This window comes from Anaerostipes sp. (assembly GCF_018381315.1).
Taxonomy (GTDB): Bacteria; Bacillota; Clostridia; order Lachnospirales; family Lachnospiraceae; genus Anaerostipes.
In genome coordinates, this window is record NZ_JAGZSD010000006.1 from 115,418 (window position 1) to 139,807 (window position 24,390).

Annotated in this window: 22 protein-coding genes; 19 read left to right on the forward strand and 3 right to left on the reverse strand. The window is 44.6% G+C overall.

Going from position 1 to position 24,390, the window contains the following annotated elements; translation table 11 throughout:
- Positions 1–28 precede the first annotated feature (28 nt).
- Complete coding sequence (locus tag KH180_RS06855; RefSeq protein ID WP_290758266.1) at positions 29–619, forward strand: TetR/AcrR family transcriptional regulator; 591 nt, start codon at positions 29–31, stop codon at positions 617–619.
- A gap of 11 nt (positions 620–630) precedes the next feature.
- Positions 631–1,425, forward strand: a complete 795-nt coding sequence (locus KH180_RS06860; protein WP_290758269.1) for a class I SAM-dependent methyltransferase — start codon at positions 631–633, stop codon at positions 1,423–1,425.
- 32 nt (positions 1,426–1,457) lie between these two features.
- On the opposite strand, the gene KH180_RS06865 is transcribed toward KH180_RS06860, so the two are convergent.
- The gene (locus KH180_RS06865; protein ID WP_290758271.1) at positions 1,458–3,353 is read right to left on the reverse strand and encodes a PfkB family carbohydrate kinase; all 1,896 of its coding nucleotides are present in this window, start codon (positions 3,351–3,353) and stop codon (positions 1,458–1,460) included.
- Positions 3,354–3,622: 269 nt separating this feature from the next.
- On the opposite strand from KH180_RS06865, the gene KH180_RS06870 reads away from it, so the two are divergent.
- The 12 genes from KH180_RS06870 to KH180_RS06925 are packed head-to-tail and all read left to right on the forward strand — an operon-like array spanning position 3,623 to position 14,592.
- On the forward strand, positions 3,623–4,255 hold the full coding sequence (locus KH180_RS06870) for an ECF transporter S component (RefSeq protein ID WP_290758272.1): 633 nt from the start codon (positions 3,623–3,625) through the stop codon (positions 4,253–4,255).
- Positions 4,256–4,265: 10 nt separating this feature from the next.
- The gene (locus KH180_RS06875) at positions 4,266–5,057 is read left to right on the forward strand and encodes an energy-coupling factor transporter transmembrane component T (protein WP_290758274.1); all 792 of its coding nucleotides are present in this window, start codon (positions 4,266–4,268) and stop codon (positions 5,055–5,057) included.
- A gap of 15 nt (positions 5,058–5,072) precedes the next feature.
- A complete protein-coding gene (locus KH180_RS06880; protein ID WP_290758277.1) occupies positions 5,073–5,927 on the forward strand; it encodes an energy-coupling factor ABC transporter ATP-binding protein in 855 nt (284 codons plus the stop codon).
- A complete protein-coding gene (locus tag KH180_RS06885; protein ID WP_290758279.1) occupies positions 5,924–6,733 on the forward strand; it encodes an energy-coupling factor ABC transporter ATP-binding protein in 810 nt (269 codons plus the stop codon). Before KH180_RS06880 ends, KH180_RS06885 begins: the two co-directional genes overlap by 4 nt.
- Positions 6,734–6,737: 4 nt before the next feature.
- Positions 6,738–7,439: a phosphoribosylanthranilate isomerase gene (locus KH180_RS06890; RefSeq protein WP_290758283.1), complete on the forward strand. Its 702-nt coding sequence runs from the start codon at positions 6,738–6,740 to the stop codon at positions 7,437–7,439.
- Entirely contained in the window at positions 7,432–8,388 is a 957-nt protein-coding gene (locus KH180_RS06895) for a carbohydrate kinase family protein (protein WP_290758285.1), read from the forward strand. The genes KH180_RS06890 and KH180_RS06895 overlap by 8 nt, the downstream gene beginning before the upstream one ends.
- 18 nt (positions 8,389–8,406) lie before the next feature.
- Positions 8,407–9,378 (forward strand): nucleoside hydrolase, encoded by a 972-nt coding sequence (locus tag KH180_RS06900; protein WP_290758288.1) that lies wholly within the window; start codon positions 8,407–8,409, stop codon positions 9,376–9,378.
- Between the two features lie 11 nt (positions 9,379–9,389).
- Complete coding sequence (locus KH180_RS06905; RefSeq protein WP_290758291.1) at positions 9,390–10,043, forward strand: HAD family hydrolase; 654 nt, start codon at positions 9,390–9,392, stop codon at positions 10,041–10,043.
- Positions 10,044–10,069: 26 nt separating this feature from the next.
- Complete coding sequence (locus KH180_RS06910; RefSeq protein WP_290758294.1) at positions 10,070–11,227, forward strand: iron-containing alcohol dehydrogenase; 1,158 nt, start codon at positions 10,070–10,072, stop codon at positions 11,225–11,227.
- Positions 11,228–11,254: 27 nt separating this feature from the next.
- The gene (locus tag KH180_RS06915) at positions 11,255–12,166 is read left to right on the forward strand and encodes a ribokinase (RefSeq protein WP_290758296.1); all 912 of its coding nucleotides are present in this window, start codon (positions 11,255–11,257) and stop codon (positions 12,164–12,166) included.
- Positions 12,167–12,185: 19 nt separating this feature from the next.
- On the forward strand, positions 12,186–13,112 hold the full coding sequence (gene rihC, locus KH180_RS06920) for a ribonucleoside hydrolase RihC (RefSeq protein WP_290758299.1): 927 nt from the start codon (positions 12,186–12,188) through the stop codon (positions 13,110–13,112).
- Positions 13,113–13,155: 43 nt separating this feature from the next.
- Positions 13,156–14,592 carry an MFS transporter gene (locus KH180_RS06925; protein WP_290758301.1) on the forward strand — a complete coding sequence of 479 codons (1,437 nt, stop codon included), beginning with the start codon at positions 13,156–13,158 and terminating at the stop codon, positions 14,590–14,592.
- Between the two features lie 127 nt (positions 14,593–14,719).
- On the opposite strand, the gene KH180_RS06930 is transcribed toward KH180_RS06925, so the two are convergent.
- Entirely contained in the window at positions 14,720–15,577 is an 858-nt protein-coding gene (locus tag KH180_RS06930; protein WP_290758304.1) for a helix-turn-helix transcriptional regulator, read from the reverse strand.
- Positions 15,578–15,800: 223 nt separating this feature from the next.
- Here KH180_RS06930 and KH180_RS06935 point away from each other — a divergent pair, with 223 nt between their 5' ends.
- The 3 genes from KH180_RS06935 (at position 15,801) to KH180_RS06945 (ending at position 19,660) form a co-directional block, all read left to right on the forward strand.
- Complete coding sequence (locus tag KH180_RS06935) at positions 15,801–16,547, forward strand: N-acetylmannosamine-6-phosphate 2-epimerase (RefSeq protein WP_290758307.1); 747 nt, start codon at positions 15,801–15,803, stop codon at positions 16,545–16,547.
- A gap of 24 nt (positions 16,548–16,571) precedes the next feature.
- Positions 16,572–18,875, forward strand: a complete 2,304-nt coding sequence (locus tag KH180_RS06940; RefSeq protein WP_290758308.1) for a pyruvate formate lyase family protein — start codon at positions 16,572–16,574, stop codon at positions 18,873–18,875.
- A 68-nt stretch (positions 18,876–18,943) separates the two neighbouring features.
- Positions 18,944–19,660, forward strand: coding sequence for an N-acetylmannosamine-6-phosphate 2-epimerase (locus KH180_RS06945; RefSeq protein ID WP_290758310.1), 717 nt, complete (start codon positions 18,944–18,946; stop codon positions 19,658–19,660).
- Positions 19,661–19,756: 96 nt separating this feature from the next.
- Here KH180_RS06945 and KH180_RS06950 read toward each other — a convergent pair whose 3' ends face one another.
- A complete protein-coding gene (locus KH180_RS06950) occupies positions 19,757–20,731 on the reverse strand; it encodes a serine hydrolase domain-containing protein (protein WP_290758311.1) in 975 nt (324 codons plus the stop codon).
- 195 nt (positions 20,732–20,926) lie between these two features.
- On the opposite strand from KH180_RS06950, the gene KH180_RS06955 reads away from it, so the two are divergent.
- Both KH180_RS06955 and KH180_RS06960 read left to right on the forward strand, forming a co-directional pair.
- The gene (locus tag KH180_RS06955; RefSeq protein ID WP_290758313.1) at positions 20,927–22,978 is read left to right on the forward strand and encodes a BglG family transcription antiterminator; all 2,052 of its coding nucleotides are present in this window, start codon (positions 20,927–20,929) and stop codon (positions 22,976–22,978) included.
- A gap of 247 nt (positions 22,979–23,225) precedes the next feature.
- Positions 23,226–24,386, forward strand: a complete 1,161-nt coding sequence (locus tag KH180_RS06960) for a 3-hydroxyacyl-CoA dehydrogenase NAD-binding domain-containing protein (RefSeq protein WP_290758315.1) — start codon at positions 23,226–23,228, stop codon at positions 24,384–24,386.
- Positions 24,387–24,390: the final 4 nt, after the last annotated feature.

Here is a 24,390-nt window from a genome sequence, read left to right on the forward strand (position 1 = left end):
GATGATTTCAATAGGGAAGTGTAGTTTTATGCCGCCGAAAGCAAAAATAACCAAAGAAATGATTTTGAATATTGTCTTGGATATTACCAGGGATACAGGATATGAAACGGTAAATGCCAGAAGTATTGCAGACAAATTACAGTGTTCTACCAGACCGATTTTTACTTGTTATAAAAATATGGATGAATTAAAAACTGAATTTCTAGCCTTTGCATATGAATATTATGAGCAGTATGTAGCGGGTTACAGCGATTCTGCAACTGTCAACCCTTATTTAATTCTTCCCCTTTCCTACATAGAATTTGCTCAGGAAGAAGCATATTTGTTCAAGCTTTTGTTCGTAGATGATATGGAACTGAAAATGACAGAGGCGAAGGACTTTTATAAGGAATTCGACAATGAAAAAAGGGCACAAGCGTTTTCAGAAACTGTTGGAATTGAGCTGGAACGGGCTAAAACCATATTTTTGGACTTATTCCTTTACACCCATGGAATAGCAGTCTTAACAGCAGCAAAAAAAATAACGTTAGACAGAAACAATGCTGAAAAGATGGTAAGAAATGTTTTGTCAGCTTTTATAAGACAAGAAAAACCAGATTGGAATTGGATGGATCATTAAAGGAGTACTGTATGAAGACAAACCAATACTTAACAGACTTTTATCATCATTATGATGAGGACAGCCGCCTTGTACAAAAACATGGATCAGTTGAGTTTCTGACTACAATGCATTACGTTGAAAAGTATATAAGATCAGGGGACCGTGTGCTTGAAATCGGTGCGGGAACCGGGCGGTATTCTCATGCTCTGGCACGTCAGGGATATGCAGTCGATGCAGTGGAGTTAGTAAAGCATAATATAGACATTTTCCAGGAAAATACCCGTCCCGGGGAACAAATAACAATAACTCAGGGAAATGCCATGGATTTATCGTCTTTTCCGGACAATAAATATGATATTACGCTGCTGTTAGGTCCGCTGTATCACTTATACAGTGCAAAAGATAAACGGCAGGCTCTGCAGGAGGCAATCCGTGTAACAAAACAAGGCGGTGTGGTTTTTGCTGCGTATGTCATATCTGACGGCTGTCTCCTTGATGAAGGATTCCATCGCGGGAATATCAATGTTGCAGAGTATATTAAAGAAGGGTTGATTGACTCCGAGACATTTGCCTCCAAGTCGGAGGAAAAAGATTTATTTGAACTTTGCCGGAAAGAAGACATTGACGAATTGATGTCCGTATTTCCTGTAAAACGTTTGCATTACGCCGCGTCAGACGGATGCGCCTTATTTATGCGTGAAGCAGTGGATGCGATGGATGACGAGACATTTGAATTGTATTTGAGATACCATTTATCTGTTTGTGAGCGTGAAGATTTATTGGGTATTACAAGCCATGCCGTTGATATATTCAGATGTATATAGAGAAACCGCAGCTAAAAAGCTGCGGTTTTTTGTCAGATTAAAGAGTCTTCTTTTTGTTTAATAAATGTTTCCAGACTGCGCTGGTCGATCAGTGCCGGCACAACACCTTCCCGTGAGATACAGAAACCTGCAGCATAGGTAGCAATCTTTACGGCCTGTTCCAGAGAATATCCATAAAGCAGATAGGCTGCCAGCGCACTGATGAAAGCATCGCTGGCCCCTGTATTATCTACGGCCGGAAAAGAAACAGCGGGGAAATACATTTCCAGTTCGTCAGATCTGACATAACAGCCCTTTTCACCCTGTGTGACGATTATAATTTCGATACCGCATTCCAGCAGGGATGCGGTTTTTTCCTGTAAAGTGTAAGGGCCCGGACACAGTTCATTCAGTTCATCTTCGTTTGGAACAAGGATGTCCACTTCGGACAGCACTTCTTTTGGAATCTTCCCGTATACGGAAGGTTTTAAGATTGTTTTTGCCCCGTATTCATGGGCGATGCGGCACGCTTCTGCAACGGTATCCAGAGGGATCTCTGACTGTATCAGGCAGTAGCCGGTATTTTTAAAGAAACGGCGGCGGTTTCTGATGTCCTCCGGAGTCAGCATATCGTTTGCTCCCGGAAGGACGGAGATCATGGACTGTCCGCCGGATTCTACAAAAATAAATGCCTTTCCTGTATCCGTCTGGCTGCATCGTTTCACTCCGAAAGGCTCTACCCCGTACTCTTTGAGCGACTTATAAATGGAGGCCGAATCCAGATCTGATCCTACATTGCCTATCAGCGTCACACGGTGGCCCAGCTTTGCCGCACCGATGGACTGGTTCATGCCCTTTCCTCCGGGATAGATAAAAGAGGATGAAGTGCTGACGGTTTTGCCGCTGTGAGGCAGCTGAGGGACATTCAGATAGGTATCAATATTAATGCTTCCCACCACAGTAATCTTTGGAGCATTTAAATTAAAAGGCACGCTGACGGTGGTCTGGTTGTCCAGCTGAAATTCCTGGACGAACGAATGCAGAGTATCCGTCCTTTTTTCTATTTCAGCAATCATTTTATTGCACAGGTAAGAACCAAAATCAGCGTTCAGCATTGTATAGGTGGAAATCTCAGAAATATCCGGGAAAGCCAGATCCTCCATCGTATCATTTTTCAGGGAAATGAGCGAAATATCTTCCGGGATTCTGTAATTGAGAGTGTTCATAAGCTGATAGAATTTTAATGCCTCACGGTAATGGGAAGAGATAACACCGCTGATACTGTGGGAGTTGACCTTATGTATCAGGGCTTCGTCCAGATTATAAAAAATCAGATCTTTATCCAGCTTCCTGTGGTTGTCGAACAGGCATTTTTTATATCCATTTAAGAAAGCGTCGGTCCGGCGTCCCTCTTTTAAAATACAGGCAATATCCTTATGCCTTCTGTTGATCAATTCCTGGGTGATCCGGTAAGCGGCTTCTTCATAGGGAATCATGTGAGAATGATCACCGCCGTTGGGGCCGATGGTCATCATTGGAATGTTCATATTCTGGAATTGAGAAGTATAAGAGAGGCTTTCCCTGGACACCGGCTCCCAGATGATGCCGTCCACATTATTTTTGCATAAAGAAGTTATGTTCTTAAGCTCCTGTTCTATATCGGAGTAACTGTTATATACAAGGACGCTGTATCCGTTTGCCTGGGCAGTCTGCATGATTCCGTCCAGCGTGGAATCCAGAGAGATTGAGGAACGGAGCAGAACACCAAGAATCCATGTTTTTGCAGGGTTTACTGTAGCCGCTGCATAAGGGGTGTAATTATACTCTTTTACAATTTTCAGAACTCTTTCTCTGGTTTCGCTGCTGATGCTTTCATCCTTTTGATTGACAATTTTAGAGACGGTGGAGGCAGAGACACCTGCCAGCTGTGCAATTTCTTTTATGTTCATATAATTCCCTCCAGTTTTATCCTATCTCCCATAATAGACAAAGTAGGAATAGATGTCAATATGTCCGAATGTGCAAAATGTACAACAGAATAACAGAAAAAATGATAGAAATAACAAAAATGATAAAAATATTGACAAACCATAATCTGAGTGATAAATTCTATATAGGAAAATGATTTCGGAAAATAGTTTCTTAAAACAAATTAATGCAAATATTAAATGAAAACCTGTATTCTGGCGCACAGTTATGAAAAGAGGAGGATAAAACTATGAGTAAGAAAAAGATGACATTTACAGAAGGTATCAAAGCACAGTTTTCAACGAAGTCCTTAGTGCTGATCCCCATCGCAGTGGGTATTAACCTGATTGGCGGGACGTTGTGTTCCGCACTGAAGCTTCCGCTGTTTTTAGATATGATCGGAACCATCGTTGTCGCGTGTCTTTCCGGAATATGGGTATCTGCCCTGTGCGGACTGCTGACAAACATCTTTTTGGCATTGGCGGCAAATCCGGTTTATCTGCCGTACTCGATCGTGAGTGTTCTTTGTGCGGTGGTGACAGGCTATATGGTAAGAGCAGGGCTCTTTCGGAAAGTCTGGGGAGCTGTTCTGACCTGGCTGGCATGTACGCTCACGAATACAGTTTCTGCATCTGTCATCACAATTTTCGTCTACGGCGGAGCCACGGGTGTGACCGGAACCTCTGTTTTGACGGCATCATTGATCGTAGCTACAAAAAACATCATAACTTCTGTACTGTCCACTTCCATGCTGGAAAATTTGATTGATAAAGGAATTACATTTCTGATCGCATATGTGATTATGCAGAAGATACCTAAAAGATTCCTGAGTCAGTACGCACCGGACAGAGGCGGAGATGACTGGGAAGATGATGAGGATTAAGGAGGACCGGATGACAAAGATATCAAACACATTTGTTCCTAAAGACACAATGATCGAAAGGCTGAATCCAATGACAAAGATCCTGGCTGTCTTTTCCCTTGGGATCGGCACACTGATTTTCCCGTATTTATGGCTTGGCCCTGTGGTTATTGCAGGATTATTTGCAGCTGCTTTCGCGGGCCGCATTTTAAAAGAATTCGCTAAGATTATGTTTGGATTCGGAATACCGATTACGTTTATGCTTATGTTCATTCAGGGATGCTATTATCCGGGAAATGTGACATACATCGCAGATTTAGGCTTTGCACAGGTGGGGCTGGAAGGGGTCCGCTACGCAATGAAAATTATAAGTACACTTCTGGTATTTTTGGGGACGTTCTATATTATGAACAAAACGACCTACTCAGGAAAACTGGTAGCTGCACTGACAAAAAGCGGCCTGCCGCCGAAAGCCGGCTATCTGGTGCTTGCCAGCCTGAATGTGGTTCCCCAGATGCAGAAAAGAATGGCGGTGATCCAGGAGGCACAGGAGGCCAGGGGAGTGGAAACAGGAGGAAACCTGGCTGCCAGAGTGAAAGCTTACATACCCCTGCTGGGGCCGGTGGTTATGTCATCTCTTACGGATGCCCAGGAAAGAGGAATGACACTGGAGACAAGAGGCTTTGGAATTGAAGGAGTAAAACAGACAACTTACGTTGAGGCTGATAAAACCCGCACAGACAAAGCAGTGGACCTGTGCCTGACTGTATTTTTCATTGCGGCCTGTGCAGCGGCACTGGCTGAGAAATTTGGGCTGATATAGAAAAGGGGAGAGTAAATGGGCAAGATAGTATTAGAGGTCAGGGATTTTTCTTTTAAATACCGGCAGACAAAACGCAGAGCACTAAAGAATATCAGTTTTCAAGTAGAAAAAGGAAGCTTCTTCTGTGTAATCGGCGCAAACGGGTCGGGGAAGTCCACTCTGTGCAGTGCATTGGCTGGTCTGATTCCTCACTATTTTATGGGAAAGATGGCAGGAGAGGTTTTTGTGGACGGAACGCTGGTGAAAGACAGTTCTGTTGCAGAACTGTCAGCCAAGATTGGTTTTGTATTCCAGAATCCGTTTAATCAGCTTTCTTACACTGCGGGCACGGTAGCCGAGGAACTGGCCTATGGGCTGGGAAACCGGGGAATACCAAGGGAAAAGATGGCTGAGAAAGTGGAATATGTGGCGAAACTGATGAGAATTGACCATGTTCTTTCTAAAAATCCTTTGGAACTGTCCGGCGGCCAGGTTCAGAGAGTAGCATTTGGCTCCGCATTTATTATGGAGCCGGAAATTCTTGTTTTGGATGAATGCACTACACAGCTGGATCCCGCCGGAAGCGAAGAAATTTTCGATATTGTCAAACGGCTGAATGAAAAGGGAATCACTGTAATTATGGTGGATCACGATATGGAGAGGGTGGCAAGGTGCGCAGACAAAATTTTGGTTTTGGATCAGGGAGAGGCGGCTGCACTGGATGAACCAAAAAAGATTTTCGGAAATCCTCTTATAGAGCGGCATGGAATCGGGGTACCGGATTATGTCAAACTGTGCCGGGCGCTGAACGGCCGGTATGATACCGGACCCGGCATTGAGATTGCCGAGGAGCCGACTATTAAGCTGGTAAAGGAGGTTCTTGAGAGATGAAGATTGAATTGAAGAAACTGCGCTATGTGTATCCGTCCGGTGAAGAAGCTCTGAAAGGAATTGATCTGGTGATGGAAGGAACCGACCCTGTAGCGGTTATAGGGCAGAACGGAGCCGGAAAAACTACACTTGTAAAGCATTTCAACGGGATTTTGCGGCCTTCATCAGGGGATGTGCTGATCAACGGTGAACGGATCCAAACACGGTCTACTGCAAAGTGGTCAAAACACATTGGCTATGTATTTCAAAATCCCGATGACCAGCTGTTTCTGGAATCCGTGAGAAAAGAATTTGAATTCGGACCAAAACAGATCGGCATGTCACAGGAGCAAATTCAGGAGAGAATGGAGTGGACGGCAGATCTGGTCGGTATGACAGGAAAGCTGGATGTGCATCCGTTTGACCTGACTGCCGCAGAGAAAAAATTTTGTACAATCGGGGCTGTGATTATGATGAACCCGGATGCGGTAATTTTTGATGAGCCCACCTGCGGGCAGGATGTGCAGGGGAATTTAAGACTGCACAGAATCATTCAGACATTGAAAGAGAGGGGAAAGCTATGTATTACCATTTCTCATGATATGAAATTTGCCGCAGACAATTTTAAACGGATTGTTGTCATGTGCAGAGGGGAGGTGATTCTGGACGGCAGGGCCAAAGAGGTGTTTGCACAGGCTGAGATATTAAATAAAAGTTTTGTTCTCCCTCCGCCGATTACAAGAGTGGCACAGGGGGCGGGCCTGCAGCAGACAGTTTTTACAACAGAAGCATTTATGGAAGCATTAGAAAACGAAAGGACGGTTTAGGAAAATGGCAGACGTTAAAATTCAGATTTATGGAATCAGGACAGTAGAAGATGCAAGGATGGTTGTGGAGATGGGAGGACATCATCTCGGAGTGTCTTACGGAAAGATCAAAAGGACTCCCGGACAGCTGTCTTGTGAACGTGCAAAGGAAATTTTTGAAGGTGTTCAGCCGGAGGCAGTAAGAATCGGTCTTACCGTCTCAGAAGATATTGATGAAATCACCGAGGATTTAAAAGCGGCTTATCCGGATGTCATGCATTTATCAGGAGACATTGAGGGCATTACTCCTGCTCAGGTGCAGGAACTTAAGAACAGATTTCCGGGCCTTAAGATCATGCAGGCGATACCTGTTTTGGCTGGAGTTCCTTTGGAGGAACAAAAGGTTATGGAGTACATCAAAGATTATGAGCCGGTGTCCGACTTTTTCCTGATCGACACAAAGGCTCCGTCAGCCGGAGACATTGGAGCTACAGGTCTTACACATGACCGGGAAATAGACAAAAAAATCATTGAAAGTACAGATGTGCCTTGTATTATTGCAGGCGGGCTGGAAGCCTCCAATGTGGCAGAGGCGATTTATATTACACATCCATACGGCGTGGATTCCTTCAGTCTTACGAATTATGATGACGAACGCGCTGATACAGAACGCTGCAAAGATCCGGCTAAAGTGCAGGCGTTCATTGAGGCGGCGCTGAATGCATAATGTCGTTGTTGTCGGCGATGCCAATGTGGACATCATTGTACCTTATCCCAGGTTCCGGAATAAAGAGAGAACCTTGGTTGACTACCCGGAGCCTTCTCTCTTGGGAGGAGGAACCTCTGCCAATACGGCAGTTGCCCTTGCAAGGCTTGGCGTGGGGACAAGCCTGATCGGCACGATTGGGGAAGACCAGTATGGCAGGTACATTAAAAATGATCTCCTGAAAGAAGGCGTAGATATCTCTGATATGATTGTTGAGCCGGAACTGAACACAGTCGGAGTATTTGCCTTCATTGACGAATATGGGGAACGCTATCTATGGGGATGGCCCAGGGAGCATCAGTCATTTAAGGAACTGGATGCGGAAAAAGTATCTTTTCAAAAGATCCTTAAAGCAGACTGGGTGCATTCATCCGGAATGTGTCTTGCATATGACACGTCGGCGCGGGAGACTGTGATCCGGATTTTCAAAGAATGTTTTGAAGCGGGGATTCCCACGTCCTTTGACCTGAATCTGAGAGTGGACAACGGTGTGCTGGACCCGGATTATGAAAAGGCAGTCCGCGAGATTATCGGATATACCACATATCTGCTGGGATCGGGAACAGATGAATTTGCTTATCTGGGTGAAAAAAGGGACTGGAGAAAAAATGCCAAATCGTTTGTCACAGACAGCCGTGCGGTGATCGTGAGAAACGGAAAAGAGGGGTCTTACGGATTCTCTGCGGCTGAAGAGGCAGAGGCGCCGGCATTTCAAGTTACAGTAGAGGATACGGTCGGAGCCGGAGACGTCTATAATGCCGGATTTATCAGTGCGGTTCTGGAAGGCAGAACTTTGAGGGATTGTCTGTCCGCAGGAAACGCAGTGTCCGGATATACAGTGGAGAGAAAGGGCGCAAGAACCTGTCCTGACCTGGAACAGTTAAAAAGATTTTTGGAGGAACATCAGTAAAGAAAAGGAGAAACAATAATGAAGAAAGTTATTTTAGATTGTGATCCGGGACATGATGACGCTTTTGCCATGATGCTGGCAGTACAGCATCTGGACGTGCTGGGAATCACCACCATCGGCGGAAACTGTACGCTGGAAAACGTAACTAAAAATGCCCTGAAGGTGCTGGAAGTGCTGGAAAGAACCGATATCCCTGTATTTGCAGGACATTCCTGCCCGACAGCTGTGCCGCTGGTAACTGCGCCGCAGTTTCATGGGGAAACAGGGCTGGACGGACCTGTTCTTCCGGAGCCTTCCATAAAAGCACAGGATCAGCATGCGGTGGACTTTATTGTGGAAACCGTTATGAATACAGATGATGTTACTTTGATTGCAACAGGTCCTCTGACAAATATTGCGGCGGCAATCAACAGGGAACCGGGGATCGTGGAGCGTGTCAAAGAACTCAGCATCATGGGAGGGTCCGTTACATACGGAAACTGGACTCCTGCAGCTGAATTTAATATTTATGTGGATCCGGAAGCAGCCTATCGGGTATTTAACTCAGGACTTCATGTAAAAATGTCCGGTATTAATCTGACCAGACAATGCTGCCTTACAGCAGAGCATGTTGCAAAATTCCGTGAGATCGGAACCAAAGCGGCAAACTTTGCAGCGGACCTGACCGAATTCTTTATTGATACAACCATCAAGAGTGCATCACTTTCCGGAGCCAATATGCATGACGCCTGCGCAGTGGCATGGCTGGTTGATCCTTCATTGATTAAGGCGGCTGATATGCACATTGATATTGAGCTGAAAGGCGAATTGACAAGGGGAATGACCGTATGCGATTACCGTCATCTGAGAGGGACAGATCCGGCTGTTGATCTGTGCAGAGAGCCTCAGATGGACTTCAGAGGGGAACAGCCTAATGCGGAGGCTGCTTTGGAACTGGACTTTCCAGGCTTTATGGACCTCTTATATAAAACGCTGGAAAACTATCATTGATGAAGTACAGGATGATTTTATGGGACTTCGACGGAACATTGGCGGATACGAGAAGGGATGTATGGGGATCTCTGGAATACGCTGCTGAAAAATGCGGCGGGACACTTCCGGAAGAGTTTAAAAGTGATGACAGCAATCTTGGAAAAACTGTAAAAGATGTGTTTCGCCAGATTCAGCCGGCCCCAAATGAGGAAGAATATGAAGTATATGAGGATCTGGTCAGGATTCATTACAGGACGATTTGTGAATACCAAAATACATATTTCTATCCGGGAATCCGCAAGTTCCTCCTGGAAAGCAAAGAGGCAGGGGTGATCCATTATATTGTCACAATGAAGGCAGAGGAAGCACTGGAAAGACTCCTTGATAAGAAGGGATGGTCGGAACTGTTTTCCGGATGGATCTCCCCGGATTCTCTTCCGGGAAGGGAAAGAACAAAAAGTGAGATGATTGCCCATGTGATACAGGAATCAGGATTAGAAAACAGTGACTGTGTCTACATCGGAGATACATGGAGTGATGCTGCAGCCGCAGCAGAAAACGGCATTGACTGTGTTGGGGTTACCTACGGAGACGGGGACACAAAACAGCTCTGTGCCTTCAAGCCCAGATATTGTGCTGATGATGTCTCAGAGATTGCAGAAATATTGAAGGAAGGGGTATAAACATGCTTCAGGATTTTAACATATGTATGAATACCAAATTTGTGTTTGGACAAGATGCACAAAATCAAATTGGAAGTGAATTAAAGCAGATGGGCGTCAAAAAGGTCTTAATTCATCATGATAACGGCAGGTTTTTATATGACGGCGGCCTTTTGGAACAGATACAGAAGCAGCTTCTTAAAGAAGGCATTGAAAGCCTGGAGCTGGGAGGTGTCCAGCCCAATCCCAGATTAGCTCTCGTAAGAGAAGGGATACATCTTGCGAAAAAGGAACAGGTGGATATGGTACTTGCCATCGGCGGGGGAAGTGTCATAGATTCTGCCAAAGCCATCAGCTTGGGAGCAGTGACAGATCTGGACGTCTGGGACTTTTTTACCGGGACAGAGGCTCCTGAAAGATCTCTGCCGACCGGCGTGATTTTGACCTGTCCGGCAACCGGAAGTGAATCCAGCGATGTGACCGTAATCAATCACGCAGAGCTTGGAAAGAAGCTTTTGGTCAGCAGTCCGGTTATACGTCCGGCAATAGCGTTTATGAATCCGGAACTGACCTGCTCACTGCCGCCATTTTTGACCGCATGCGGTGTGACAGATATGTTCTCCCATGTGTGTGAGAGATATTTTGCGCCGGATTCAGAAATCGGTGTCATTGACCGTATGGCAGAAGGAATTTTGAAGACTCTTGTAGACATCGGTCCGAAAGTGCTGAAGGAACCAGACAGTTACGCTTACCGTGCTGAGATTATGTGGATTGGCTCTATTGCACATAATGATACAGTAGGCATCGGGCGGGTTCAGGATTGGGCAACCCATGAAATCGGGAATGAACTAAGTGCACTATATGACACGCCCCACGGTGCAACTCTTTCAATTATTATGGGATCCTGGATGAAATATGTCTATACGGAGAAACCGGAACGGTTTGCACGGTATGCAAAAGAAGTATTCGGAGTGGAATGGACCGGGGATAATACATTGGAAGCAGCCTTTCAGGGAATCTTAAAAACGGAAGAATACTTCCGAAGTATGGGAATGCCGGTGTCCTTTAAGGATTTCAGGATTCCTACAGATGAAGTGAATAAGATGCTGGACCAGATCGCTTTTCGCGGGGAGGATGACAGCATCGGAGGTATAAAAAGACTGAACCGGGAGGACTGCCGCAGAATCTTTGAAGCGGCGTTCTGATTCCGGAAACGAGCGAGTGAGGGAGACATGAAAATACTAAATTTTGGTTCTTTAAATATTGATTATGTTTATGGTGTAAGCCATTTTGTAGAAAAGGGAGAGACTATTTCTTCCGATACACTTCAGGTATTTGCCGGAGGAAAGGGACTGAATCAGTCCATTGCGCTGAGCAGAGCCGGTGCAGATGTCTATCATGCGGGCGTCATTGGAGCTGATGGAATGTTTTTGGGAGAAATCCTTTGTGAAGCAGGGGTAGATACACGTTATCTGAAAATCAGCCAGGAGACCCGGACAGGCAATGCGGTGATTCAGAAAGACAGGGAAGGTGATAACTGCATTATTTTGTACGGGGGTGCTAATCAGGCAGTCACAAAGGAACTGGCGGATATGGTCCTTGAAAACTTTGAAAAGGGAGACTGGATGGTTCTTCAGAATGAGATCAGCGAAATTCCTTATCTTGTGGAAAAAGCCCATGAGAAAGGGATGCAGATTGTCCTGAATCCTTCTCCGATGAATGAGAAAATTTTTGATATCAATTTAGATTATATAGACTGCTTTCTTCTGAATGAAGTGGAAGCCAGGGCTTTGCTCCAGTCAGACGGAGACAGCCAGATATTGTTAAAGCAGCTGAAAGAGCGGTTTTCCCATGCAGAAATTGTTCTTACACTTGGAGAAAAGGGTTCTATGTACGCAGGTGAACAGGGAATCGCAGAACAGTCAGCATACAAGGTTGATACAGTGGATACTACAGCGGCAGGGGATACATTTACCGGCTATTATACAGCCAGCCGCCTCCTGGGCAAGACAGTGGAGGAAGCACTTTATATGGCTGCCAGAGCATCGGCCATAGCGGTATCTAAAATGGGTGCGGCACCGTCCATTCCGGAAAGAGATCAGGTACTTGAGTTTGCCGCAGACCGGTCTTTCCAGTGGATGTAACTATATAAGGAGGAACAATATGAAAACTAGAAACATTATCATTGACACAGATCCGGGCATCGATGATGCAGCGGCCATTGCGGTAATGCTTTCCGAACCTTCTCTGGACGTTAAGCTGATTGCAAGTGTGTCAGGAAACGTGGGGATTGAACACACCACAAACAATGCATTAAAGCTTCTGGCTTTTCTGGAGAAAGATGTACCGGTAGCCAAGGGGGCTGCGGCTCCGCTTTTAAGAGACAACAGGTTTGCAACCAATGCACACGGGAAGTCCGGTATGGGAGGATTTGAATTTCCTGAACCTAAAGAGGAACTGCTGCTGAAAGAGAATGCGGTGGTCAGTGAGTACCGGACACTGATGGACTGTAAAGAGAAGGTGACTTTTTTAACCCTGGGGCCTTTGACCAATATTGCACTGCTCATCTCTACATTTCCGGAAGTGAAAGAAAAAATAGAAGAGATCGTTATGATGGGCGGTTCCACGGAGAGAGGGAACATCGGAATTTATGGAGAATTCAATGTGAGCATTGATCCGGAAGCGGCAAAGATTGTTTTTCGTTCCGGTATCCCTATAACAATGGTTGGACTGGATATCGGAAGAAAAGCCAGACTTACGGAAGGAGATTTGGAGGAACTTGAGAAAGGCGGAGCCACAGGAACAATGATCAGTTCTCTGTTCCGTTCTTACGACGGAGGACATGTGGAAGAAGGGGTGAAGATGTATGATCCGTCTGCCGCTATGTACCTGATGGAGCCGGAGCTGTTTGAGACGAGAGAGGCTTTTATTGATGTCGAGATATCCAGCCCGCTTACAATGGGAGCAACAGCAGTGGATTATGATGAAACTTTAGGCAGACCCAAAAATGCAGCTGTCTGCGTGGATGTGGATGTGGAACGTTTCCGCAGGCGCTATGTGCAGCGGGTTGCTGCAGCAGAACGAGAGTAACAAGATAATATAAAACACAAATTTGAAAGGTATGGTATAGGTAATGTCCAATACAGATGAGAGAAAAACAACAGGAATCCCGGTGCCTGCAGAAGGAACCCCGGAATTCCAGACAATGAACAGAATGGCAAAACGAGCAATCCCGCTGGTATTAATTATTTTTATTTTTGGAATTCTTGAGCAGCAGGCATTCGGAATGATCTTTGTAAATATCGGAAAGCAGCTGGGAACCCCGGAACTTGCATCGCTGATTACATCTCTTCCGGGTATCGCGCTTGGAATTGTATGTGTTATTTACGGATCGCTGGGTGACTTTGTATCCCTGAAAAAGATGACTCTGCTTGGCACTGTGGTGTTTGTGATCGGCTCTGCTATCGGATTTCTTCTTGGGCCGGTAAGCATCTGGGCGGTAGTAGCCGCACGTATGCTTCAGTCCATCGGAGGACAGGTTGCAGGTTCCGTGTTCCTGGTTCTTGTATCTAAATATATTTCCCAGAAGGAAAGGGTAGTTTACTATGGAATCTTTGTTGCAGTCTTTCGGTTTTCGGCAGCTCTCGGTGTCGTTGCAGCCGGATATGTGACAAAAATCGACTGGCGCTGGATGTTTGCGATTCCGGTTATCTCTGTTGTATTTTTGCCGGCATTGGCGAAAAACCTGCCGGATGAACATGCAAAGGGTGCCAAGATCGACGGATGGGGCTTTACACTGATCGGAGCCTTTGCCGGTGCCATTACAATGTTCTTTACGGATATGAATCTGCTCTGGTCAGTTGCATCAGTTGTAACTTTGGCAGCATTTATTATTTACATTAACAAAGCAGAAGATCCGATTATCACGCCGGCATTTTTAAAGAATCCAGCGTTTGTGGCAACCATGGTTGTTATCTTTGTAGGTTACTTTTTCAGCTACACACTGAATGCCGGTGTAAATGCAATCGGGCTTGAAGTGTTTGGTATTGACTCTGCACAGGTTTCCAATCTGCTTGTGTGGTCTATTCTTCTGGCAGCAGTTCTCGGTTTTGTGTGCGGACCGGTGATTAAAAAAATCGGCCGTTCTGCAGCCATTATTATGGCATTGGCGGCGATGGGAATCGGGCTGATCGCTATTGCATTTGCAATTCCTTATGGAAAGATTGCAGCTCTTGCAGCGGCACCGTGTATCTACTATTTCGGTACATCATTCTTCTATTCTCCGATCGTAGATACGGCAACACTGACCGTTTCACCGGAAGAGTCAGGCCGTGTGCTTGGAATCAATGACCTTGTACAGGCGATTACCGGATCTGTCGGTGTGGCAGTTTTCGGACAGATGATGTCAGCCGGTGTTATGTCAGGCGGAAGTATTACCGGTGTAAAAGCGGGGGCAGCTTCTACCTATGCAAATGTTTTTCTGATCGGCGGTATTGTAGTTCTTTCAGCATTGGTTATCTTTATTTTGACAAAGAAGATGATATACAGCCGTTCCAGAAAAGACGGATAAATAGATTCAGACAAACAAGACAGGGATCCTCATGGGACCTGTCTTGTCTTTTATTTCATAGGAAGATGCGTTCCATGAAATAAAAAGCACTCCGTGCAGGATGCGCACTTTGTTCCTTATAACTTCTTTACAGTTCTAAATGACCGTTCCGGAATTTCAGAGGGGACAGCCCGGTCCGGCGTGAGAATGCATTGATAAAGCTGGCGCTTGAACTGTATCCCAGATATTCTGAGATGCTTTCTATAGTTTGGGCTGTAGTTTTCAGCATTGTCTTGGCCAGGTTAATTTTACAGACGGCTTCATATTCGATAGGGGAATAGCCTGTCTCAGCCTTAAACAGATGAGAAAAATAGTACGGACTTAAATTCACATGTCCGGAAATATCACGAAGTGTCAGATTCCTGCAGGGGTTATCACGGATAAACTGGATAGCCTTTGAAACAGCGGGAGAATTTGCTGCACCGGTTCCCGGAACCAAAAGTCTAAATTCCCGGATATGGCAGAGACAGCTGTAGATGACAGCTGACATCTGTGCGTCTGTCACTTCCTGTTCAAAACAGAGTTTTGTAACTAAAGAATTGGCGGAGTCATAGATTTGTCTGTGGTTGTCCAGTTTAAATAGGGGGCCTTTGTTTTGGGCGATCAGGTGCCTGGTGACGGGAACCGCATTGTTTCCGCAATAGTGCATGTAGATAAACTCGCAGGAATCACCAGAATAGTAAACATGGGGTTTTTCACCGTCGATTAATATGATGTCATTCTTTGCAGCAGTACAGCAGGTTCCTTCATACTCCAAATGAAAGGTGCCGTCCATGACATACAGCAGAAGAGGAAAATGGTTTCCCTGGCGCTGTATGCGGTAGCCCCGCCGGCAGTAAAAATGGCCGCAGTTAATAATATAGTAGAAATAATCGGTGAAGGTATCTGACGGTGCAAAGAAAAAGTATTCTGAGTTTGGCAGTACGCCCGGCTCCCGGCATATCATAAAATATCCTCCTTATAAGCTTGTCGTGTGAAGTTTTTTCTTTATTATAAAATGATCCTTTTTAAAAAGCAATTTGAATAAACTTTTTGACAAGACGAAACAGTGTGGATGCCAGCATACTGTGCTATGATATCTTTAGATCAGAGAAGCAGAATGTTTTTGCTGATATTGTCAGCTGAAAGAGCAATCTTATGAAATAAAGAAGAAAAAGGAGAAAGAAATTATGAAGACAGCAGACCCAAAGAAAAAGGCAATATTAGAATCTATGAAAGGGCTGGTTGTATCCTGTCAGACACAGCCGGATGACCCGATCTACACAGAAGATATGGCGGTCAAGATGGCGGAAGCAGCGGCATGGGCAGGTGCTTCCGGAATCCGGGCGAATACTCCGAAACAGATCCGTGCCATCAAAGAAGCTGTGAATCTGCCGGTCATCGGTCTTTATAAGATCTGGAGAGAGGATACGGATGTGTTTATCACTCCCACGCTGGAAGCCGCAAAGCAGGTATGGGAAGCAGGGGCTGAAATCATTGCCCTGGATTGTACAGAGCAAATGACAGATAAAGGACGTCCGGCATGGGAGCTGCTTCCGGCGGTGAAGAAAGAAATACCGGAAGCTATAATTTTTGCAGATGTATCAAACTATGAGGAAGCCAGGCGGGCCGTAGAACTTGGAGCGGATATTGTGGCGCCGACTCTTTATGGGTACACAGAGGCAACTAAACACATTGAGGAGCCGGATTTAAGGGAGTTTGCCAGGATGTGCCGCGACTTCGGAGAGGATGTCTATATGATGATGGAGGGGCATGTCTATACTCCGGATGATGCTGTGAAATGCCTGTATCTGGGGGCACATGCCGTTGTGGTCGGCAGTGCCATCACAAGGCCGCATTTAACGGCTAAGCGTTTTGTGGATCTGATTTCAGGATATCAGCAGAACTGGAGAGATGCTGAAAAGGCAAAACACTAGCCGCTGCCGGAAGGAGGATATGGTATGGTCAAATTTGACGTGGACGGGGCCCAGAATGTAGAAGTAAGTGTAAAGATTCCATGTGAGAAGTCTTTAAAAGAGCAGCTTGTAATCATGGAGGAATATACAAAGGTGCATAAAGCCTGTGCAGATGCCCCGAAGGAAGTACGGGAGGTGGAGTGCTTAAAGGTTTTATATCCGAGAATGTTCCGGAGCATAGAACCGGAGGATTTAATCGCGGGGAGGCTGGATTTTCTGCCGATCGGATTTGGATGTGTTACCTCGCTCGGCGGAGTGGGACATTACTGTGTATTTCATAAACTCAGGGAATTCCAGTCACAATTAACGGATGAATCAGAGAAAAAGCGGGTGGATATTCTGTACGATTACTGGCTGGAACACGACCTGAAAACAGTTTACTGCAGAGAGGTGCTCACGCAGGATACCATCGGACGGTTTATTGACTGTAATTATCCGCTCATAGCCACTGCAAGGCTTTCCGGAATGATGCTCGATTATCCGAAGCTTCTGGAAAAAGGGATCGGAGGCCTAAAAGAAGAAATTGAAGAAAAGAAAAAGTACAGCCCGGACAACAGTTTTTATGAAGGAGCCCTGGGGTGTCTGAATATTTTTGTGAAATCTGCAGAATATCTTTGTGAGATGGCAAAAAAGCAAATGAAATCCTGTGATCCGGGACGCAGAGACGAACTTGAAACTATGTGCAGATCATTAAAGAAGATCCAGACGGAGAAACCGGAAACCTTCCACGAAGCACTGCAGCTGGTCTGGCTGTATGCACTGCTTTCCGGAGTCATCAACTACGGCCGCCTGGATGACTATCTGGGCCCGTATCTTGCCGCGGACCTAAAAAACAACAGGATTACCGAGGAAGAGGCCTACCGTTATGTCCATTCCCTGTGGACCATGATCGAAAACAGGAGGACCACAGTCAACGGAAGGATCATCGTAGGAGGAAGAGGGCGGAAACACCCCGAGGAGGCAGACCGGTTTCTGCATCTTGCCATGAAGGCAGCAAAGAACTGCCGCTATGTGGAACCGCAGTTTACGCTTCGGCTGGATAAGGATACTTCTGATGAAATTTGGAATGAAGCCCTGGATGCCCTTGGAGCCGGAGCAACTTACCCTACTCTTTATAATGATGATGTAAATGTGCCGGCTGTATCTTACGGAATGCGCGTGGATGAGAAAACGGCGGAACAGTATGTGCCCTTTGGATGCACAGAATATGTTATTCAGGGACAGAGCACCGGTACTCCCAATGTCTGCATCAATCTTTTAAAGATTTTGAATATTTTTATGAATGAAGGTATAGATCCTATGGACGGTAAAGATAAATCCGGAGGATTTCCATTAAAAAAACTGGAGGAATACCAATGCTTTGAAGATTTCTATAAAGGCTATCAAGGATTTCTTGATTATTATCTGGATCTGTCCGTGCAGGCACAGTATCACTCCTATGACGTTATGAACCGGCAGGTATCCTTTTTGTTTACCAGCATTCTGACCGATGACTGCCTGAAGCGGGGAAAGGCTCTTCTGGACGGCGGAGTCCGCTATCTGGGAGGGACAAATGAGATTTACGGCAGTATCAATGCTTCAGATTCCCTTTGGGCAGTAAAGCATCTGGTCTATGATACGAAAAAATATACATTGAAGGAGCTGCACCAGGCAGTTCTGCACAATTTTGAAGGATATGAAGCTGTCAGAAAAGACTGTCTGGCATGTGATAAATATGGGAATGATCTGGATACAGCCGACGGCATGGCAAATGATCTGTACGAATTTGTGGCAAAAGGAGTGCGGGATCGTGGTATCAGGCAGGGAATGCAGTATTTTCTCGTCGTGATCAGCAATAATCAGTTAAATACTGAGTGGGGAAACCAGACGGCGGCCTCGCCGGACGGGCGGCTGTCCGGGATGTATATGAATCCTGCAAACAATCCGCAGGGAGGTGCGGATAAGAACGGTCCCACTGCACTTTTAAACTCCCTTTCCAAATTTGACGCCAAGTATCATGGAGGTTCTGTGCAGAATATAAAGTTTTCGCCGTCCATGTTCAGGGAGAACCGTGAGATTATCAAACAGCTGATGAAAACATATTTTAAAAAAGGAGGCTGTCATCTGATGGTGACGGTAGTGGATAAGGCTGAGCTTGAGGATGCTGTAAAGCATCCGGAAAAGTACCCGAATCTGATTGTGAGAGTCAGCGGTTTTTCAGCAGTATTTGTCAACTTGGCTCCCAATGTACAGCAGGAGCTTTTGAGCAGATCCACTTATGACGAGGAAAGGTTCGGGATAAGGGAATGAAACTTGCCCGATAATATGTTATGATACCTTTACGGAATAAAATCAGGCAACGAAAAGGAGAAAATAACATGAAAACAACAGATGAACGAAAAAAAGCAATCTTAGAATCTATGAAGGGTCTGATCGTATCCTGTCAGGTACAGCCAGAAGACCCGATTTATACGGACAACATGGTCGTTAAGATGGCAGAGGCTGCACAGTGGGCAGGAGCAGCCGGAATCCGTGCCAATTCTCCGGAACAGATCAAAGCCATTAAAAAAGCAGTGGATCTGCCGCTGATCGGTTTATATAAAATCAAGAGGGGAGACGAAGAAGTTTTTATTACTCCTACCTTGGAAGCGGCGAAGGAGGTTTGGGAAGCCGGAGCTGAGATTATTGCTATGGACTGTACGGACAGAATTACAAAAGAAGGCCGTCATGCGTGGGAGCTTGTGGCGGATGTAAAGAGGGAAATACCGGAGGCTATGATATTCGCTGACGTTTCCAATTATGATGAGGCAAAAAAAGCGGCTGAATTAGGTGTTGATATTGTAGCGCCGACCCTGTTCGGATATACAGAAGAGACAAAACATTTTGAAACCCAGGATATGAGAGCATTTGCAAAAATGTGCCGGGATCTCGGAGATGATGTGTACATGATGATGGAAGGACATATCAATACGCCGGAAGAAGCAGTAAAATGTCTTTACCTTGGGGCACATGCGGTGGTAGTCGGAAGTGCAATCACAAGGCCGCATCTGACAGCAAAGAGATTTACGGACCTGATCTCAGGTTATCAGCAGTAGACTTAAAAGAGTTATTGTTCTTCTAATAGAAAATCTGCGCACGGCAGTCTGATAAAACCGCCGCGCGCAGATTTATTTTTTTCGTGGTGATTATGTTTATTCTTCAAATCTTGGTTCTATATATTTCTTAATAAATTCTATCCGGTCCTTAACTCTTGGTTTAAATAGAGAAGCTATGGCAGCCACAAGGTTTTTTTTTGTGTTGACGTAGATGACATTTCCTCCGTCTCCCATTGCCGCAAAGCCATCCTCATGAATCCACCATAAATATCCATAAGAGAGATTCATTTTTTCCCACCGGCTGTGTTCTTTTGTACTCTCATTGATCCATTCTGCAGAGACAATGCGTTTTTTATCCCACAGTCCGCTGTTTAGGTACAACTGGCCCAGCTTTGCCATATCTGCAGGAGAGAGTGTAAGCCCCCATCCTCCTGTATTAGTTCCGGCCGGGTCACAAACCCATCCGCTGATATCTGTAGCTTTGTTAAATGCCAGCTGTTCTTCTTTGGAATGAAATACTACATTGTTCTTAACCGTGATTCCTAACGGCTTAAAAAGATTGTCAGAGGCAAAATCAAATACAGACTGTCCTGCGGCTTTTTTTAGAATTCCTGTCAGGATATCCGGTCCTATGAGAGGAGTATATCTGAACTGCCCTATTTCTCCCCGGCCTCCCAACAAATCAAGTGTAAACGCAGCCATATCATCACTGGTGAAATATTTAATGTAAGGAGCAGACTTATATTTAAAAGGAGCTGTCATGGTCAGCAGATTTCTTAAAGTTATATTCTGTATCGTTTTTTCTCTCTGTTTTGGGATATAATCAGGGAAAAAATCCAGTACTTTCTGGTCAATATCTGCGATATATCCTTTGTCCACGGCAATTCCGATCAAAATGGAAATTATACTTTTTGTCACAGAATATACATGGATGCGGCTGTCGGCAGTACAGGCATTAAAATAATGCTCATACTGTGTTTCACCGTCCTTTAATACAACGATACCTGCAATGTTGTCATAGTCTTTGATGATGATATTTTCGATTTCTTTCATGTTTGGCTGTTTGGTCATAATACTTCCTTTCATCCATTGTTTTATGTGATAAAGGATATCCTTATGACTAAGGATAAAGCCATTAAAAATTCTTTACAAGCCCCAATTTTAAAAAAATTTAGATTCCATATTTGAAGAAAGAAAATGTATCTTAGAAGCCTATAAAATGATATGATAACAACAGATGTTAAAATAGAATATGAGGTGAGAGCTATGCTGATGTCGAATCGTATTAAAGAAATCATAGAAGTCATACTAAACAGCAAAGGGTATGTTACAGTTGGAGAAATTGCAAGACAGATTGAAGTATCTGACCGTACTGTGTACCGTGAAATTCCTGAAGTTACGGAAGTCATGAGAGAGTACGGGGTACAGTTAAATACAGCGAGCAAAAAAGGAATGGTTGCAGTGGGAAGTGCAGAAGATATGAGGAATCTGCGCATTTCTCTGGGTATGAAAAAACAGATATATATTGTAGACCCAAAAGAACGGGTTGATTTTATACTGCTGTATTTACTTCATGAATACGATTACATAAAAACAGAAGCATTGGCCATCGACAATCATACATCAATTCCCACTGTAAGGAATGATCTGAAAAAAGTAAAGGAACAGCTCAGCGGGTATGATCTGCACCTGATTCAAAAGAAGGGTGAGGGCATTCTGATCACAGGAAGTGAGATTGAAAAAAACTCACTTATGGTTCATACGCTGCTGAATCATGCAGATGAATCCAGCCTTTATCAGTGGCTGAACAGTCAGGGGGACCTGTCTAATCCATTTGTGAAGAGAATGGAAGAGTATGGATACCGTCATGTCATGTCGGTATGTCATCGGAATATAAAAAATATCATCCAGGATCAGTACGAACTTTCTACCATGATTAAGGACCGGGAGTATTTGGAATATATACTGCTGATTGCTATGATGATCAGCTGCCATCAAAAAGGCAGACCTTATGAAAAAGAATTTGAGACTGAGAATTTTAACAAAGAAGAGCAGAAGATTACCCAAAGGGTTAAAAAATCCCTGGAAAAGGAATTCGATATCCTGTTAAGCGAACAGGAAGAGCAGTATATCAGCTGGGTTCTGCATGTGGGAATGGTTCAGGATACATCCAGAATATATACAATTCAGAACCATAAGCTTGATACGAAAATATATAACTTCATTCAATATGTGGAAGACCGGATGGGGATTCAATTAATCCGGGACAAGGAATTAAAAGAAAGTTTATATATTCATATTGACCGGGCTTTAAGCAGGATCCGCAGCGGCATGTGCATTTCCAATCCGTTGATTGAAGATGTAAAGAGAGATTATGAAGAATTGTTTATTATTATCAGGGAAGGTGTAAACAAGATCTTTGAGGAGGACTTCTTCCCGGATGATGAGATCGGATATTTGGTTCTCTATTTTGCAGTATCTCTGGACAATGTTATGAAGCGTTCCTTCCGCATTCTTGTAGTATGTTCAGGGGGCATGGGCTCGTCGAAGATGCTTTCCCACCGCCTGGAACAGGAAATACCGGAAATATGTGTGCGCAAGGAGGTGTCGCTGATTGGGTTTGGACAGGAGAACTTGGACGAGTATGACCTGATATTGTCTACGATCCCTCTGTATATTGACAAACGGAATTATCTGAAGGTATCGCCGCTGCTGAGCCGCAATGAATTAGAACAGATTCATGAAGCTATCAAGCGGCATAAATACAAAACCATGCGTAAAATAACGGTACGCGAGAAAGAACGGCGTCAGCTGGAAACTCAGGATAATATAGAATCTCTTGAAAAGCTTCGGGTCTTAATGGACGCGGGGCTGAGAGTCATCAAAAGATTTAAAGTGATCCGGGCCAAGGAAAAGAGTTTAAAAAATAACCTGCTGCGGGTTTTGTCAGAAGAAAGCGGCAGGATGGCAAAGGAATTTGATGCCGGGAACCGAAAGCAGCAGTATTATCTGATGCCGGCAGCAGAGATGGTATATTATGAAGCAGTTTTTTCTCAGATGTCGGAACCCAGATTATTTGCTGTTCATTTTGAAGATGAGCAGTATATGAGCGGCGGAGAAAAGTACACGGATGTCATCTATGCCGTATATCCTGAAAATCCTTCGGAATATGAAAAGAATATTTTAAATCATGTGCTGGAAAGTGTGATTGCTGACAAGGATATTCAGGATATGATCCACAGGGCAGATGAAAGAGGCATAAAACAATGGATCGCATATCGGTTTAAGCAGTATTTATCAGAGCTTCTGTCAATATAAAAATATAAAACAAAACCTGCAGGCAGTATGGTTCATCAGACCATTGCCTGCAGGTTTTGTTTCTTATTGCATAGGAAATTCCTTTGGAATCCCCTATTTGGTCTCAGACACAAGTGATAAGTTTGTCAAAATAAATTTGAAAAATCCAGAACTGGAACAAGTAGATTTTGCGCAGTGAGTTTTCTATAATTTAACCATAAACAAAAACAGCCGCTAACACATTAGATTGTAGAATAGGAGATTATTTATGAAAGCAGTACATTTTGGAGCAGGTAAGATCGGCAGAGGATTTATCGCGGATTTATTGCATAATACCGGATATGAGATTACGTTTGTGGATGTCAATGAAAAGCTGAATGCGGAGATGAACCAGTACCATAATTATTATCTGTATGTGATTCAGGAAGATTACAGACGAAAAGAAATTGACAAGGTATCTGCGCTATCTCCAATTACACAGCCGGAGGAAGTTTCCCAGGCTGTTGTGGATGCAGATCTGGTGACAACAGCAGTGATTGCCGACAACTTCCCAAAGATCGCAAATAATCTGGCTGCCGGATTAAAAGCGAGACTGGATGCGGGAAAAGACAAGGTCAACGTGATCCCTTGTGAGAACGCATTTTACTGCGGAGTGATGTTAAAGGACGAACTGTTAAAGACAGGAATTCTTACAGAAGAGGAATTGGAGAAGATAGCGGCGATCCCAAGCACGGCAGTGGACCGTATGGTATTTGCAGCTGACCGCGACGGAAGAGATGGTATTGATGTAGGAAATACTTTTGAACTTGTGATAGAAAAGAATAAATTAGTCGATCCGGATGCAGAGCCGATCAAAGGCGCTGAATATACAGGCAACCTTGATAAGTATCTGGAGAGAAAGCTCTGTGTTGTCAACGGAGGGCATACTATGTCAGCCTACATTGCCCGTCTGATGGGATACGATATTATCCAGGACTACTTTATGGTGCCGGAGAATACCAAGCTTACAAGAGACATTATGCTGCAGGCAGCTGCTTTTATCGAGAAAAAGCACGGATTTGCTCATGATGAAATGGTGGATTATATCGACGCCACGATCGGACGCTGGTCTACTCCGGGCGTAAAAGATACGATCGAGCGGATTGCCAAGGCACCGATCCGAAAGCTGGATCCGGAAGACCGTATGGTGAAGTCTGCAATAGAGTGTGAGAAATACGGGCTTGCCAATGATCTGATTATAAAAGGGATTGCAGCAGCATTTTTATATGACATTGAGGGAGACGAGCAGGCTGCAGAGATTAAGGCATATGTGGATGAAAACGGAATTGAAAAAGCAATTACACATTATACCGGAATTGAGGCAGGAAGCCGGATCTATGATGAAATCTTAAAAGATTACAATGAATATCAAGCCAAAAAATCCAACTAAATTC

Bases quoted from the DNA above. Each gene is read 5' to 3' on its own strand.
- KH180_RS06855 (WP_290758266.1), top strand. From the start codon at position 29: ATGCCGCCGAAAGCAAAAATAACCAAAGAAATGATTTTGAATATTGTC.
- KH180_RS06860 (WP_290758269.1), top strand. From the start codon at position 631: ATGAAGACAAACCAATACTTAACAGACTTTTATCATCATTATGATGAG.
- KH180_RS06865 (WP_290758271.1), bottom strand. From the start codon at position 3,353: ATGAACATAAAAGAAATTGCACAGCTGGCAGGTGTCTCTGCCTCCACC.
- KH180_RS06870 (WP_290758272.1), top strand. From the start codon at position 3,623: ATGAGTAAGAAAAAGATGACATTTACAGAAGGTATCAAAGCACAGTTT.
- KH180_RS06875 (WP_290758274.1), top strand. From the start codon at position 4,266: ATGACAAAGATATCAAACACATTTGTTCCTAAAGACACAATGATCGAA.
- KH180_RS06880 (WP_290758277.1), top strand. From the start codon at position 5,073: ATGGGCAAGATAGTATTAGAGGTCAGGGATTTTTCTTTTAAATACCGG.
- KH180_RS06885 (WP_290758279.1), top strand. From the start codon at position 5,924: ATGAAGATTGAATTGAAGAAACTGCGCTATGTGTATCCGTCCGGTGAA.
- KH180_RS06890 (WP_290758283.1), top strand. From the start codon at position 6,738: ATGGCAGACGTTAAAATTCAGATTTATGGAATCAGGACAGTAGAAGAT.
- KH180_RS06895 (WP_290758285.1), top strand. From the start codon at position 7,432: ATGCATAATGTCGTTGTTGTCGGCGATGCCAATGTGGACATCATTGTA.
- KH180_RS06900 (WP_290758288.1), top strand. From the start codon at position 8,407: ATGAAGAAAGTTATTTTAGATTGTGATCCGGGACATGATGACGCTTTT.
- KH180_RS06905 (WP_290758291.1), top strand. From the start codon at position 9,390: ATGATTTTATGGGACTTCGACGGAACATTGGCGGATACGAGAAGGGAT.
- KH180_RS06910 (WP_290758294.1), top strand. From the start codon at position 10,070: ATGAATACCAAATTTGTGTTTGGACAAGATGCACAAAATCAAATTGGA.
- KH180_RS06915 (WP_290758296.1), top strand. From the start codon at position 11,255: ATGAAAATACTAAATTTTGGTTCTTTAAATATTGATTATGTTTATGGT.
- rihC (WP_290758299.1), top strand. From the start codon at position 12,186: ATGAAAACTAGAAACATTATCATTGACACAGATCCGGGCATCGATGAT.
- KH180_RS06925 (WP_290758301.1), top strand. From the start codon at position 13,156: ATGTCCAATACAGATGAGAGAAAAACAACAGGAATCCCGGTGCCTGCA.
- KH180_RS06930 (WP_290758304.1), bottom strand. From the start codon at position 15,577: ATGATATGCCGGGAGCCGGGCGTACTGCCAAACTCAGAATACTTTTTC.
- KH180_RS06935 (WP_290758307.1), top strand. From the start codon at position 15,801: ATGAAGACAGCAGACCCAAAGAAAAAGGCAATATTAGAATCTATGAAA.
- KH180_RS06940 (WP_290758308.1), top strand. From the start codon at position 16,572: ATGGTCAAATTTGACGTGGACGGGGCCCAGAATGTAGAAGTAAGTGTA.
- KH180_RS06945 (WP_290758310.1), top strand. From the start codon at position 18,944: ATGAAAACAACAGATGAACGAAAAAAAGCAATCTTAGAATCTATGAAG.
- KH180_RS06950 (WP_290758311.1), bottom strand. From the start codon at position 20,731: ATGACCAAACAGCCAAACATGAAAGAAATCGAAAATATCATCATCAAA.
- KH180_RS06955 (WP_290758313.1), top strand. From the start codon at position 20,927: ATGCTGATGTCGAATCGTATTAAAGAAATCATAGAAGTCATACTAAAC.
- KH180_RS06960 (WP_290758315.1), top strand. From the start codon at position 23,226: ATGAAAGCAGTACATTTTGGAGCAGGTAAGATCGGCAGAGGATTTATC.